Source organism: Streptomyces sp. NPDC090088, from assembly GCF_044747345.1.
In the GTDB taxonomy this organism is placed as follows: Bacteria; Actinomycetota; Actinomycetes; order Streptomycetales; family Streptomycetaceae; genus Streptomyces.
The window spans coordinates 295,119-309,137 of the sequence record NZ_JBIVDZ010000014.1; the positions used below are offsets into that span (position 1 = coordinate 295,119).

11 protein-coding genes are annotated in these 14,019 nt (G+C 71.8%); 6 read left to right on the plus strand and 5 right to left on the minus strand.

Going from position 1 to position 14,019, the window contains the following annotated elements; genetic code table 11:
* Positions 1-50: 50 nt before the first annotated feature.
* Together ACIPSJ_RS49270 and ACIPSJ_RS49275 are read right to left on the minus strand one after the other, a co-directional pair.
* Positions 51-1,655, minus strand: coding sequence for an AMP-binding protein (locus tag ACIPSJ_RS49270; protein WP_401356424.1), 1,605 nt, complete (start codon positions 1,653-1,655; stop codon positions 51-53).
* Positions 1,652-3,325 (minus strand): AMP-binding protein, encoded by a 1,674-nt coding sequence (locus tag ACIPSJ_RS49275; RefSeq protein WP_401356426.1) that lies wholly within the window; start codon positions 3,323-3,325, stop codon positions 1,652-1,654. Before ACIPSJ_RS49275 ends, ACIPSJ_RS49270 begins: the two co-directional genes overlap by 4 nt.
* Positions 3,326-3,452: 127 nt before the next feature.
* On the opposite strand from ACIPSJ_RS49275, the gene ACIPSJ_RS49280 reads away from it, so the two are divergent.
* The 3 genes from ACIPSJ_RS49280 (at position 3,453) to ACIPSJ_RS49290 (ending at position 8,227) form a co-directional block, all read left to right on the plus strand.
* Complete coding sequence (locus ACIPSJ_RS49280) at positions 3,453-4,286, plus strand: helix-turn-helix transcriptional regulator (protein WP_365684586.1); 834 nt, start codon at positions 3,453-3,455, stop codon at positions 4,284-4,286.
* Positions 4,287-4,429: 143 nt separating this feature from the next.
* Positions 4,430-7,231, plus strand: a complete 2,802-nt coding sequence (locus ACIPSJ_RS49285) for an AAA family ATPase (protein WP_359223317.1) — start codon at positions 4,430-4,432, stop codon at positions 7,229-7,231.
* A gap of 204 nt (positions 7,232-7,435) precedes the next feature.
* The gene (locus ACIPSJ_RS49290) at positions 7,436-8,227 is read left to right on the plus strand and encodes a serine protease (protein WP_359223319.1); all 792 of its coding nucleotides are present in this window, start codon (positions 7,436-7,438) and stop codon (positions 8,225-8,227) included.
* 109 nt (positions 8,228-8,336) lie between these two features.
* Here the strand turns inward: ACIPSJ_RS49290 and dmpI are convergent, their stop codons facing one another.
* Together dmpI and ACIPSJ_RS49300 are read right to left on the minus strand one after the other, a co-directional pair.
* Positions 8,337-8,561 (minus strand): 4-oxalocrotonate tautomerase DmpI, encoded by a 225-nt coding sequence (dmpI, locus tag ACIPSJ_RS49295; RefSeq protein WP_359223398.1) that lies wholly within the window; start codon positions 8,559-8,561, stop codon positions 8,337-8,339.
* A gap of 346 nt (positions 8,562-8,907) precedes the next feature.
* Positions 8,908-9,780 carry a LysR substrate-binding domain-containing protein gene (locus ACIPSJ_RS49300; RefSeq protein ID WP_401356428.1) on the minus strand — a complete coding sequence of 291 codons (873 nt, stop codon included), beginning with the start codon at positions 9,778-9,780 and terminating at the stop codon, positions 8,908-8,910.
* Positions 9,781-9,845: 65 nt separating this feature from the next.
* Here ACIPSJ_RS49300 and ACIPSJ_RS49305 point away from each other — a divergent pair, with 65 nt between their 5' ends.
* Positions 9,846-10,493: a LysE family translocator gene (locus ACIPSJ_RS49305; protein WP_401356430.1), complete on the plus strand. Its 648-nt coding sequence runs from the start codon at positions 9,846-9,848 to the stop codon at positions 10,491-10,493.
* Positions 10,494-10,519: 26 nt separating this feature from the next.
* On the opposite strand, the gene ACIPSJ_RS49310 is transcribed toward ACIPSJ_RS49305, so the two are convergent.
* Positions 10,520-11,632, minus strand: coding sequence for a winged helix DNA-binding domain-containing protein (locus ACIPSJ_RS49310; RefSeq protein WP_401356432.1), 1,113 nt, complete (start codon positions 11,630-11,632; stop codon positions 10,520-10,522).
* 183 nt (positions 11,633-11,815) lie between these two features.
* Here ACIPSJ_RS49310 and ACIPSJ_RS49315 point away from each other — a divergent pair, with 183 nt between their 5' ends.
* Together ACIPSJ_RS49315 and ACIPSJ_RS49320 are read left to right on the plus strand one after the other, a co-directional pair.
* Positions 11,816-12,997 carry a magnesium and cobalt transport protein CorA gene (locus tag ACIPSJ_RS49315; RefSeq protein ID WP_401356435.1) on the plus strand — a complete coding sequence of 394 codons (1,182 nt, stop codon included), beginning with the start codon at positions 11,816-11,818 and terminating at the stop codon, positions 12,995-12,997.
* Positions 12,998-13,270: 273 nt separating this feature from the next.
* Positions 13,271-13,903: a hypothetical protein gene (locus ACIPSJ_RS49320; protein WP_401356438.1), complete on the plus strand. Its 633-nt coding sequence runs from the start codon at positions 13,271-13,273 to the stop codon at positions 13,901-13,903.
* The last annotated feature ends 116 nt before the right edge of the window (positions 13,904-14,019 follow it).

Below are 14,019 nucleotides of genomic sequence, written 5' to 3' on the forward strand. Positions count from 1 at the left end.
GGTAGCCGCACATTGAATACAGCCCCGCGCCCCTGACGGGGCACTGTGCCCTACGGGGCGCTGTAAAGCTCCCTCAGTTCGATCTTGCGTACCTTCCCCGACACCGTCATCGGGAAGTCCTCCAGGATCTGGATGCGGCTCGGGACCTTGTAGTGGGCGAGTCGGCCCTCGCAGAACGCCCGGAGTTCCTCCAGGGTGAGCGGGTCGGCGGGGTCGAGCGGGATGACGCAGGCGAGGACCTCCTCGCCGTACCGCTCGTGCGGGACGCCGACGACCTGGACGTCACGGATCTTGGGGTGGGCGTAGAGGAACTCCTCGATCTCGCGGGGGTAGATGTTCTCGCCACCCCGGATGATCATGTCCTTGATCCGGCCGACGATCTCGACGTACCCGTCCTCGCGCATCAGCGCCAGGTCGCCGGTGTGCATCCAGCGGCCGGGGTCGACGGCCTCCGCGGTCTTCTCGGGCTCGTTCCAGTAGCCGAGCATCACGCTGTAGCCGCGGGTGCACAACTCGCCTGCCGTACCGCGCGGTTGCGTGACCCCGGTGGACGGGTCGACGACCTTGACCTCCAGGTGCGGCAGCACCCGGCCGACCGTGCCGGTGCGGTGCTCCAGGTCGTCGTCGATCCGGGTCTGGAGGGAGACCGGGCTGGTCTCCGTCATGCCGTAGCAGATGGAGACCTCCGCCATGTGCATCTCGGCGACCACCCGCTTCATCACCTCGACCGGGCAGGGCGAGCCCGCCATGATGCCGGTGCGCAGCGACGAGAGGTCGTACGACGCGAAGCCGGCGAGGTTCAGCTCCGCGATGAACATGGTCGGGACGCCGTAGAGCGAGGTGCAGCGCTCCTGCTGGACGGCCTCCAGGGTGGCCTTCGGGTCGAAGGACGGAGCCGGGATGACCATGCAGGCGCCGTGCGACGTGGCCGCCAGGTTTCCCATGACCATGCCGAAACAGTGGTAGAAGGGCACCGGGATGCAGATCCGGTCCTGCTCCGTGTAGGAGATCGACTCCCCGACGAAGTAACCGTTGTTGAGGATGTTGTGGTGGGAGAGCGTGGCCCCCTTCGGGAAGCCGGTGGTCCCCGAGGTGTACTGGATGTTGATGGGGTCGTCGCAGGACAGCGGCTCGTACGACACCTCGGCGGCGGCCCGCTCAAGGAGCGACTCCCAGCCGGGGTCACCGATGTACACGACCTCGCGCAACTCCGGGCAGCCGCCCCGGACTTCCTCCACCATCGCCCGGTAGTCGCTGCTCTTGTGCCGGAGCGAGGCGAAGAGGAACGAGACACCCGCCTGTTCGAGGACGTACTCGACCTCGTGGGTCCGGTAGGCCGGGTTGATGTTGACCATGATCGCGCCGATCCGGGCGGTGGCGTACTGCACCAGCACCCACTCGGCGCAGTTCACCGCCCAGATGCCCACCCGGTCGCCCTTGGCGACCCCGCTCGCGAGCAGGGCCCGCGCCAGCCGGTCCACGTCGGCGCCGAACCGGGCGTAGGTCCAGCGCCGTCCCGTGGGTACGTCGACCAGGGCCTCGCGGTCGGGCCAGGCGGCGACGGCCCGGTCCAGGTTGGCGCCGATCGTGTCGCCGAGCAGGGCGGTGGCACTCGTGCCGTGCGTGTACGACGACTCGGACGGTTCGGGGCTCATCGGAAGTCCTCCTCGCGGTACTCGTGGGCCGAGCCCGCGGCCGTGGCCTCGCGCAGCTCGATCCGCCGGATCTTGCCGGACACGGTCTTCGGCAGCGGGGCGAACTCCAGCCGCCGGACGCGCTTGTAGGGCGCGAGGACCTGCCGGGAGTGCTCGAAGAGCACCTTCGCGGTGTCCGGTCCCGGCTCCCAGCCCGCCGCCAGCACGATGTACGCCTTCGGGACGGCGAGGCGCAGTTCGTCCGGCGCCGGGACGACGGCCGCCTCGGCCACCGCCTCGTGCTCCAGCAGCGCGCTCTCCAGCTCGAACGGGCTGATCTTGTAGTCGGAGGCCTTGAACACGTCGTCGGCGCGGCCCACGTACGTGATGTAGCCGTCCTCGTCCCGTGCCCCGATGTCACCGGTGCGGTAGTAGCCGCCGGCCATCGCCTCCGCCGTACGGTCCGCGTCGCCGTGGTAGCCGGTCATCAGGCCCACCGGCCGCGCCGACAGGTCCAGGGCGATCTCGCCCTCCGCCGCCCCCGGCGCACCCGACACCGGGTCCAGCAGCTCCACCCGGTAGCCCGGGCTCGGACGGCCCATCGACCCCGTCTTCAGCGGCTGCCCGGGGCTGTTGGAGACCTGCACCGCCGTCTCCGTCTGCCCGAACCCGTCCCGGATGGTCACCCCCCAGGCCCGCCGGACCTGCTCGATCACCTCGGGGTTCAGCGGCTCCCCGGCCGCCACCACCTCGCGCGGCGGGGTCCGCAGCTGGGTGAGATCGGCCTGGATCAGCATCCGCCACACCGTCGGCGGGGCGCAGAAGGAGGTCACCCCGTGCCGGTCCATCTCGGCCATCAGCCGGCCCGCGTCGAACCGGCCGTAGTTGTGGATGAAGACCGTCGCCTCCGCGTTCCACGGCGCGAACAGGTTCGACCAGGCGTGCTTGGCCCAGCCCGGCGAGGAGATGTTCAGGTGCACGTCGCCCGGCTTCAGGCCGATCCAGTACAGGGTGGCCAGATGCCCGATCGGGTACGAGGTGTGGGTGTGCTCGACGAGCTTGGGGTGGGCGGTGGTGCCCGAGGTGAAGTAGAGCATCAGCGGGTCGTCGGCCAGGGTGGGCCCGTCGGGCACGAAGCCGGCCGGGGCGGTGTACGCGTCCTCGTACGGCTGCCAGCCCTCCACCGGGAGGCCGCCCACCGTGATCCGGGTGTACGGCCCCGGCACCCCGGCGAACTTGGACGCGTCCTCGGCCCGTACGATCACGTGCTTCACCCGGCCCCGGTCGACGCGGTCCCGCAGGTCGGCGGGGCCGAGCAGCGGGGTCGCCGGGATGACCACCGCGCGGAGCTTCATCGCGGCCAGCGCGGTCTCCCACAGCTCGGCCTGGTTGCCGAGCATGACCAGGATCCGGTCCTCGGGCTCGACGCCCCGCGCGCGCAAGTGGTTGGCGACCCGGTCGGAGCGCTCCGAGAGCTCGGCGAAGGACAGCTTCGTCTCGGTGCCGTCCTCCTCCACGATGTGCAGGGCGGTGCGGTCGTTGCCCTCGGCGATGACGTCGAACCAGTCCAGCGCCCAGTTGAAGTGGCCGGGACGCGGCCAGACGAAACCCTCGTACGCGGTGGCATAGTCGGCACGGTGTTCCAGCAGGAAGTCCCGGGCCCTGCAGAACTCCTCCGTCGCACTCGTCATACGCGTCTCCTTCAGTACCGGACCATTGCCGGGCGGCTCTCTGGCATCGTGTAATCCGTGATGCAGGTCTCACTACCCCCGAACGGGGGTGTGGACAGCACAGGCCGGGGTCGAAGGGGCAGGACAGGTGGCAGCAGAGGTCGCGGGGGCGGTGGAGATACGCGGTGCGCTGGCCAGACTCCGGCGCGCCACCGGGCTCCCGATCGCCTTCGGCGGGCTGGTCGAGGCGGGCCGGACCCGGGTGCGGATCAGCGAACTGACCGGCACCAACACGGCGGCCCTGCGCTCCCTCGCGGTCACCTCCGGGAACGGCCTGGGCGGCAAGGCGGTCGCGCTGGCCCGCCCGTGCGCGGTCACCGACTACTCCGTCTCCCGGCAGATCAGCCACGAGTACGACATCCCGGTGGCCGCCGAGGGCATCCGCTCGGTGCTCGCGGTGCCCGTGGTGGTACGACGCCGGGTGCGGGGCGTGCTCTACGGCGCGCTGCGCTCCGCCCAGCCGCTGGGCGACCGCACGCTGGACGCGGCGGTGGCGGCGGCCCGGGACGTGGAGCAGGCGCTGGTCGTGCAGGACGAGGCCAGGGGGCTGCTGTCGGCGGCCCGGCCGGAACCGGCCGTCGTACCGGATCCGGGGGCGGCCTGGGAGCAGGTGCGGGAGGCGCACGCGGCGCTGCGGGCGCTGGCGCCGCGGATCGGTGACCCCGGGCTGCGCGCCGAACTGCTCGCCGCCTGCGGGCTGCTGACCGCTCCGGCACCGGTGGCCGAGGCGGCACTGGCGCCCCGGGAACTGGATGTGCTGGCGTGGGTGGCGGCCGGTGCGACCAACGCGGCGGTGGCCGAACGGCTGGGGCTGCGGCCCGAGACGGTCAAGGGCTATCTGCGCTCGGCGATGCGGAAGCTGGGCGCGCACACCCGGGGGGAGGCGGTGTCGGCGGCTCGTCGGACGGGGTTGTTGCCGTAGCGGAGGGGACCCATTCCATTCATGCGGACGCGCTTTGAATTTCCAGCTGCCGACGCGCTGTTATTTCCCTCACCACGCCTTCCGGCCGAATTCCTGGCTCCGTTGCCTAGAATTTGGCCCGGACACGACACACGAGGGGAGCGGTGACCGTGCGACGGGACTTCCAGGAGCCTGCCAGATGCCGCCCCGACCTGGTCATCGGCCGGGCGGAACTGTTCGCGGCCGCCCGGGAGCAACTCGCCTCGGGGGGCAGCGTCCTCCTGCACGGGCCCGCCGGAATAGGAAAATCGACGGTCCTGCGGGCACTGGAGGCGGAATACTCCGGCGCCGCCCACACGGTCCTGCGCTGCTCGGCGACCGAGTCCGAATCGCACCTGCCCTTCCTCGCGCTCGCCGACCTCTTCGGGCTGGTCCTCGACGAGATCGCGCCCCGGCTGCCCGGCGCCCAGCGCACCGCCCTGGAGTCGGCGCTCACCGGCCGCGGCGAGTCCACCCTCCAGCGCGACGGCCTCGCCCTGCGCCTCGCGGTGCTCTCCGCGCTGCGCGCACTGGCCGCCGAGGGCCCCGTGCTGATCGTCGCCGACGACCTCCAGTGGCTGGATCCGGCCAGCGCCGAACTCCTGGGCTTCGCCGCCCGCCGGCTCGGCGGCACCCCCGTCCAACTGCTGTGCGCGGTCCGCACGGAGGGCCAGGAGTACGACCGCCACCTACGCGCGTCGCCCCCGGACACCGTCGCCGTCCGCCTCGGCCCGCTCACCCGCGGACAGGTCTCCGAACTCCTCGACCACCGCGGCCACACCGGCCTGACCCGGGCCGCGGTCCGGGAGATCCACCGCACCAGCGGCGGCAACCCGCTGTTCGCCCTGGAACTCGGCCGCGCCCTCGCCGAGAACCCGACCCCGCCGCGCCCGGGAGAGCCGCTCCCGGTGCCGACCTCGCTGCGGGCCCTGGTGCTCAGCCGCCTCGACATGCTCTCCGTGGAGGCCCGCCGCACCCTCCTGGTGGCCAGCGCCGGCGCCCGCCCCACCCAGGCGCTGCTGCACGCGGCCGGTCGGGAGAACGCCGAGGCCGAGTGCGCCCAGGCGGCCGAACTCGGGCTGCTGGCCACCGAGCCGGAGGGTCCCGCCGTACGCTTCGCGCATCCCCTGATCTCCGCCGCGCTGTACGCCGAGGCGCCCGCCCAGGAGCGCCGGGCCGCGCACGCGGCGCTGTCGACGGCCGCCTCCGACCCGATCGAGCGGGCCCGGCATCTGGCCCTGGCCACCACCGGCACCGACCCCGAGGTCGCCGCGCAGCTGGCGGAGGCCGCGACCGAGGCCCGGGACCGGGGCGCGCCCTCGGTGGCCGCGCAGATCGGGCTGCTCGCCGCCCGGCACACCCCCGCCGACAACGTGCCAGGACCGGACGAGCGCCGGCTGCGGGCCGCCGAGGACGCGACCAGCGCGGGCGAGGTCGACCTCGCCCAGGACATCGCCCGCGAGGTGCTCACCCACGCCACCCGTCCGGCGGACCGGGTGCGGGCCTGGATCCTCGTCATCGACTCAGCCGGCCACACCATGACCGAGGTCGACGCGGCGTTCCCGCACGCCCTCGCCGACGCCGGCGACGACCCGCGGCTGCTCGGTCTGGTCCACTACCAGCTGGCCTGGCGGGCGCTGATCGTCGGCGGCGACTTCACCGAGGCCCGGCAGGCGGCCGCGCACTCCGCCGACCTCGCGGCCCAGGGCGGCGACCGGCGCACCGAACTCCTCGCGTTGTCCCTGCAGGCCCAGGTCGAGACCCTGATGGGCCATCCGGCGGCGCCCGCCACCATCAAGCGCGCGCTGAAGGAGCCGCAGGACCCGAACGTGTCCTGCCACCACAACGGGGCCGGCAGCGCCCGGTTCCGCTGGCTGGTGATGGGCGACCAGCTGGCCGACGCCCGGACCACGGTCACCGCGCTGCTGCGCGAGGTGCGCCGGCGCGGCCAGGTGGAGTCCGAGGTGCACTTCCTGCGCGGGCTCGCCGAGACCGAGCTGCGCTCCGGGCACTGCGGCCGCGCCCTCGACCTGGCCCGCGAGGGTCTGCGCCTGGCCCACGACTCCGGGATCGGCGAGACCGCCTCCGCGATGCTCACCTCACTGGCCGAGGCCTCCGGCGGCGATGTGGACCGGGGCCTGGCCCTCGCCCGGGAGGCCGTGGAACACGCCGAGCAGGACGGCGACACCGTCTACCTCTCCCGCGCCCTGGGCGCCCTCGGATACGCCCAGTTGGTGGCCGGCGACCCGGCGGGCACCGTCCGTTCGCTGCGCCGGGTGCGGGAGCTGGAGCTGAGCCTCGGCATCACCGACCCGGCCCGTGGCCGCTGGCAGGGCGACCTCGCCGAAGCACTCGTCCGGGTGGGTGAACCGGCCGAGGCGCGGGACGTCATCGACGTCACCCGGGAGCACGCGCTGCGGCTCGGCCGGGAGAGTGTGCTCGCCGCCCTCGACCGGGCCGAGGCGCTGGTCCGGGCGGCGCACGGGGACCACGAGGCGGCCGTCGCCCAGCTGACCTCGGCTCAGGACCGGTTCGCCAAACTGGGCTACGGTCTGGAGGAGGCGCGGGCCGCGTTCGCCCTGGCCTCGCTGGGCGACCGGCGCTCCCCCACGGCGTTCGACGAGGCCACCCGGCTGTTCCGGCGGTGCCGGGCGCTGCCCTGGCTCCGCCAGGTGGACGAGGCCGTCTCGGCCCCCGAGCCGCAGGTGGAGGCGCCTGCCGAGCCGGCCGCGCTGGACGGGCTGGCCGCGATGGAGCGTCAGGTCGCCGCGCTGGTCATGGAGGGCGCCACCAACCGGGAGATCGCCGCGCGGCTGTTCATCAGCGTCAAGACGGTGGAGGCGACGCTGACCCGGGTGTACCGCAAACTGGGCATCCGATCGCGCGTCGACATAGTCCGTTTGGCGGCGGGGCGACGCGCGAAGTGAGAGCGCTCCCGGTTAACTGAGGCGGACCGAGGGTTTTCCCTCCCCCATCCCCCTAGGGGGTTCCCTCATTGGGAGGGTGGGGTTCCGGGTCCTAGCTTATGGATGTGCCGCTCGCCCGGGCATACGGGGGTCGGTCCCGCGACCCCCGTGCTGCACCCCCCACACCCGCGCGACCCCCACCGGCAACCCCCACTGAGGAGACTCATGTTCGGGCCAAACCGCGCAAGAAAGGCCGCCGCCACCCTCGTGGCGACGGTCGCCGCCGCAGCGACGGCGCTGATCGCGTCCCCCACCGCGTCAGCCGCCCCCCAGCCGATCGTCGGCGGCACCACGACCACCACGACCGCGTACCCGTTCATGATGCAGATCACGGATGCGTCGGGCAGCCAGTTCTGCGGCGGCACCCTGGTGTCGGCGACGAAGGTGGTGACCGCCGCGCACTGTATGGAGGGCGAGTCCACCAGCAGCGTCCGCGTGGTCGGTGGCCGGACCTATCTCAACGGCACCAACGGCACGGTCAGCCGGGTCAGCAAGATCTGGATCAACCCGGACTACACGGACGCCACCAACGGCGACGACGTGGCCGTCCTGACCCTGTCGACGTCGATGTCGTACACCCCGGCGTCGTACGTCTCCGCCTCGGACACGAGCGTGTACGCGGCCGGCACCACGGCCCGCATCCTCGGCTGGGGCACCACCTCGGAGAACGGCAGCTCCTCCAACCAGCTGCGGACCGCGACCGTCCCGATCGTGTCCGACTCCAGCTGCAAGAGCTCCTACGGTTCCGACTTCGTCGCGACCGACATGGTTTGCGCCGGATACACATCCGGCGGCGTAGACACCTGCCAGGGCGACAGCGGCGGTCCCCTGCTCATCGGGGGCGTCCTGGCAGGGATCACTTCCTGGGGAGAGGGGTGCGCGGAGGCCGGTTACCCGGGTGTCTACACCCGGCTGACCACCTTCTCGAACCTGGTGACCGCGCAGGTCAATTCGTAACTCTCCCCAGCAGGGCTCCTGAGTATCCCTCAGGTGAGTGACCAGGGGGCGTTGCGGGCTACCACGAGCAGCCCGCAGCGCCCCCTATCCATGCGTTCGCCCACTTGTCCTACTTGTCGGCAGTGAGCGTCCCGGCGGCCCCCCAGCTCTCCGCCGGCACCTCGTGGATCCACACCTGCACGGTCTCGGCCGGGATCCGGTACGCGTCGACGAACGCGTCGGTGACCCGCCGGACGAGGTCCCGCTTGAGCTCCGTGTCGCGGGGACCCTGCTGAATGGTGACGATGGGCATCGCTGAACTCCTCCGAGTGCGCTTCCTGTTCGGTGCCCCCAGTCCACCGCGCGCACCGCCCCCGACCAAGAAGCAGATCCCGACCGCTGCGATCAGCTTTCGTGATCGATGCAGGTCGCCGGCGCTCGCGGGGGACCGGCACACGCCGCTCTTCGTCCCCGGCACGCTCAACCCTCCGCATGTGGCCGCCGTGCGTGGCCGCCGTACTCGGTTCTCGTGATCGGCCGCCGTGACGGGCTTCGTGCTCAGCCGTCGTTGTCAGCCTTCGTGCTCAGCCTTCGTTGTCAGCCTTCGTGCTCAGCCTTCGTGCTCAGCCTTCGTGCTCAGCCTTCGTGCTCAGCCTTCGTGCTCAGCCGTCGTTGTCAGCCTTCGTGCTCAGCCTTCGTGCTCAGCCTTCGTGATCGCCGCAGGCCAGCAGCAGGGTGTCCAGGTGCGGGGGTGGGGGTGGGGTGGTCGCGGAGACGGCGAGGCCGGTGGTGAGGGCCAGGCCCGGGGGGCGGAACGGCACGAAGGCCACCTTCGGGGTGTGGAGCACGCGTGCGTGGGACGCGTACACGACCGTCCACAGCGGGCGGGTGCCGATGCTGGCGAGGGTGTCCTGGAGGGAGCCGGGCGAGGGTCCGGGCGGCGGCTCGAAGCCGGCCTCGCGGCAGGCGCCGACGACCAGGTCGACCAGGGCGGGGTTGGTGCGGCGCTCGGTGAGCGCGAGCGGCAGGCCGGCCAGTTCGGCGACGTCGATCTCGGGGCGGCCGGCGAGGGGGTGGGTGGCGGGCAGGGCGGCCACCAGGGGGTCGGGCCACAGCGGGTGCACCCGTACGCCGGGCACCGGCTCGACCGCCCGGACGAACGCCGCGTCCAGCCGTCCGCCCGCGACCCGGGCCAGCCGCTCGGCGACCGGCAGCGAGTACAGCTCGACGGGCACGTCCGGCGCGTGGCGCGCGAACGCGGCCAGCACCCGGTCCAGATGCGCGCCGAGTCCCGTGCTGGTGCCGATCCGCAGCCCGGACGGCGGGGCGACGGCGGCCCGCGCCCGCTCGGCCGCCGCCAGCACCGCCCGCGCCTCGGGCAGCAGCCGCTCCCCCGCGCCGGTGAGCCGGACCCGGCGCGGCGAACGGTCGAACAGCTCGGCGCCCAGCTCCCGCTCCAGGCGCTGTATCTGCATGCTCACCGCGGACTGCACGATGTGCAGCCGGTCGGCGGCCCGTCCGAAGTGCAACTCCTCGGCGACGGCGACGAAATAGGTGAGCTGCCGCAGTTCCATGGCCCCGACTCTAGAGGGCCTGTTTGAATGTGCCCTGAATGAGCCGAGCGGGAGGAGTGAGGCCGATGGTGTCCACGGACCGGATCCTGGCCTTCGCGGCGATGTCGCTGCTGGTCATCGCGATCCCCGGCCCCAGCGTGCTGTTCGTGATCGGCCGGGCGCTGGCACACGGCCGCCGTACCGCGGTGGCCACCGCGTTCGGCAATGTCTTCGGGTCGTACCTGCTGGTGGTGGCGGTCTCCATCGGTATCGGCTCGCTGGTGGAGCGGTCCGTGACGGTGTATCTGACGGTGAAGCTGCTGGGCGCGGCCTATCTGGTCTACCTGGGCGTCCAGGCCTTCCGGCACCGCAAGGAGCTCAAGGCCTCGGCCATCCGGCGGACCCCGGCGGGCGCACCGCGCGGCGATCTGCGCACGGTCCTGGACGGCGTCCTGGTGGGCGTCACCAACCCCAAGGGCGTGGTCTTCTTCGCCGCCGTCCTCCCCCAGTTCGTCGACCACACGGCCGGCCATGTCCCCGCCCAGATGCTGCTGCTCGGCCTGGTCCCCATCTCCATCGGCCTGGTCACGGACACCCTGTGGGGCCTGACCGCGTCGGCGGCCCGCGCCTGGTTCGCCCGCTCGGACCGCCGGCTGTCCCTGGTCGGCGGCGCGGGCGGGATGGCGATGATCGGACTGGGCGTGACGGTGGCGGTGACGGGCCGGGCGGACTGAGCCACCACCGACCGCGGAGTCGGAGATCACCGACCGGTCGGGGCTACGACCGTCCCGAACCGGATGTCGTACGACATGCCGGGGAACAGGACGGCCAGCATCCGCTCCCCCTCCTCCGCCACCTCCGCCCGCCGCTCACGGCTCAGCGGCCCGAACGCCTCGACGGTCAGGACCTCGCCGTCCAGCTGCCACACGCCCGCCAGAAAGCCGTCGACCAGGAGCGTGCGGTAGGCCTGGTTGCCCCGCCAGGCCCGGCCGTGGCGCGCGGGCGGGACGACGCGGGTGCGGTCGGCGTGGGAGAGCAGCAGGTTGTCGAACTCGGGGAGGAAGCGCGGCGGGGCGGGCGTGCCGGGGTCGGGACGCGGGGCTTCGGGCAGGTCGAACAGCTCCGTACCGCTCTCGTCCCGGAAGGTGAGCAGGCGGGGCCGGAGCCGTTCGAAGACCTCGCGGAGCCGGGTCAGTCCGGCCCAGGTCTGCATGTCCTTGACGGAGGCCGGCCCGAAGGCGGCGAGGTAGCGCAGGACCGTCCCGTCGGGGCCGGGCGCCGGTTCGGCGGGCCGGCCCAGCCAGTGCTCGGCGGTGGTGAGGGCGACCTGCCCGGACCGGCCCCACAGGCCGCGCGGGGTGACCTGAACGAGCGGCAGCCGGCACCGCGCGGCGACGGCGAGGGACTGCGGGTCGGCGCCGGGCCACTCGGCGAGGAGGGCGTGGCGCAGCTCGGCCATGGTGCGCGGCTCGGCCTCGACGAGGTCCCGGGCGAGAACGGCGAGCCGGTCCAGATCGACGCCGGCCAGGCCCTTGCGGAAGGCGATGAGCTCCCGGTCCCGGGCGGGCTGGACGAGCGGCCGCAGGGTGAGGGCGTCGTCGGCGGTGTGGGTGTGGATGGTCGACCGCATGGTGACGATACGGACCACCTCCCGGTCCGCCATGAGGGTGGCGAGCTGTTCGGGGGCGAAGCCGTCGAGACGGGCGGCGAGGGCGTAGTACGGCGGTTTCACGTTCTGCGCCTGGAGTCCGACGAGGTGCGCCACCGCCTCCTTCGCCGGCCGGGGCGAGCGTCGCAGCAGCAGCTGGCGGTCGAGGGTGGCGCGGTTGAGGGCACGGGTGCCGAGGACCGGCCCGGACGGCGTCTTCGTCATACGGCGCACGCTAGCCCCCGTCGAGGACAGATCCTGTCCGCTTCCCTCCTCCCACTCCTTACCCGACTCCCGTGCCGATTCCTCCGCCGGGCCCGTATGCCCCGTATATCCTGCTCCGAGACCCACCGACCACGCGAAGCACACTGTGCACGCCGACGCAGGCTCCATCGAGAGGCGGCCGCGATGTCCGAGCGACGCCCCAGCCCGGCCTCCAAGCACTCCGGGAACGGCAAGAACGGCCGGACCAGCAGAAGGTCCGTCTGGCGCCGCGCCCTGACGACGGAGCCGGACACCGCGGAACTGCCGCAGCCGCAGTCCCCGCCGTCCACCGACCCTGCCGAACCGCAGAGCGTCGTGGAGGCGGCGCTGTACCGGGACGGGGTACGCGTCTCGGCGCCGGCGACCCTCGCCGAGACGTACCGCGAACTGCGCGACCAGCCCTCGGGCATGGCCTGGATCGGCCTGGCCCGTCCGACCTCGGACGAACTCCTCTCCCTGGCCTCCGAGTTCGACCTGCACCCGCTCGCCGTCGAGGACGCGATGGAGGCCCACCAGCGCCCGAAGCTGGAACGGTACGGTGACACGCTCTTCGTCGTCCTGCGCGCCGCCCGCTACCTGGACGCACCGGAAGAGGTCGACTTCGCCGAGCTCCACGTCTTCGTGGGCCCGGACTTCGTGATCACGGTCCGGCACGGCGCGGCCCCCGACCTCTCGGCGGTCCGCCGCCGCATGGAGGACTCCCCCGACCTCCTCAAACTCGGCCCCGAAGCGGTCCTCTACGCCATACTCGACGCGGTCGTGGACGGCTACGCCCCGGTCGTCTCCGGCGTCCAGAACGACATCGACGAGATCGAGACCGAAGTCTTCCGCGGCGACCCGGAGGTCTCCCGCCGTATCTACGAACTCTCCCGCGAAATGGTCGAGTTCCAGCGCGCCACCCGCCCCCTCGTCGGCATGCTGCACGGCCTCATGGCCGGCTTCACCAAGTACGAGACCGACGAGGAACTCCAGCGCTACCTCCGCGACGTCGCCGACCACGTCACCCACATCAGCGAACGCGTCGACGGCTTCCGCCAGGCCCTCACCGAAATCCTCACGGTCAACGCGACCCTCGTCACCCAGCAACAGAACGCCGAGATGCGCGCGTTGGCAGAGGCCGGCTTCGAACAGAACGAGGAGATCAAGAAGATCTCCTCCTGGGCGGCGATTCTGTTCGCTCCCACGCTGGTGGGGACGATCTACGGGATGAACTTCAGGGAGATGCCGGAGTTGCACTGGGTGCTCGGGTACCCGTTCGCAATCATCCTGATGGCGATTGTATGCACCAGTTTGTACTTCATCTTCAAGCGCAAGGACTGGCTCTGAGTAATTGGTCACCCAGGGCCTGTGTCAGGGCATCACGGGGACGTCCGCTACCGCCTGAAGCCCCGCCCAGGGCCGCTGGGGAGAATCTGGGGAGAATGAAACCCGCTCCGCTTCGGCTGGCGCTCCCCAGCCTCAGACCAACTCGCCCCGGCCGAGGCTTCCTCACTGCCGGGACAAGGTGCTCGTCCAACACGGAGAGTAGCCAGTACCGGGATCAAGGGTAGTCAGGGAAATTCGGTCGAGAAGGTCACGGTGGGCTGCGACTCTGGCCGGATGCTGTTCCAGCTGACCGGGTCCAGTTGTTCGGGCAAGACGACACTCGCCCGGTCGGTGGCCGACCGGCTCCAGCAGGTCGCCGTGCACGACTTCGACGAGGTCGGTGTGCCGGAGCGTGCCGATCGCCATTGGCGCCACCGCATGACCGAACACTGGGTACGTCGCGCCCTGGAGTATCAGGGCCGTGGGATCAACCTGCTGCTGACGGGACAGTCCCCGCTGGGCGAGGTCTTGGCCGCTCCCTCGGCGCCGCTGCTGGACGGGATCGCAGTGTGTCTGGTCGACGTCGCCGACGAAGTCCGGCGCGACCGACTCGCCGTACGTGACGCCGGCCGATGGGATGCCGGCGCTGTCGATGCCTTCCTCGGCTGGGCCGCCTGGCACCGTGCACATGCCCAAGACCCCCGTCATCGGCCGGACGTCATCACGAACGGCAGCTGGTCGGAAATGGTCTGGCACCGCTGGACAGGGTGGACCGCCGACGATCCACGATGGTGCACCCACCTGCTCAACACCACCGGCCGGCCCCTCGGGAAGTCCGTCGACCAGTTACAGCGATGGGTGACCGAACAACGCGACGCACACCGCACCGGCCAGCTGCCCCTGAGCCACGGCTGGCCTGACAAGTAGAACCTCCCCGCTGACCGGCTTAGATGCCATTTCAGTTGGCGTGATCTTGCGGCAGTCTGGGGTGATGACTGCTGCGCTTGTCGAGCGGATGGCGCCGGAAGAGCTGTGGACGTTGT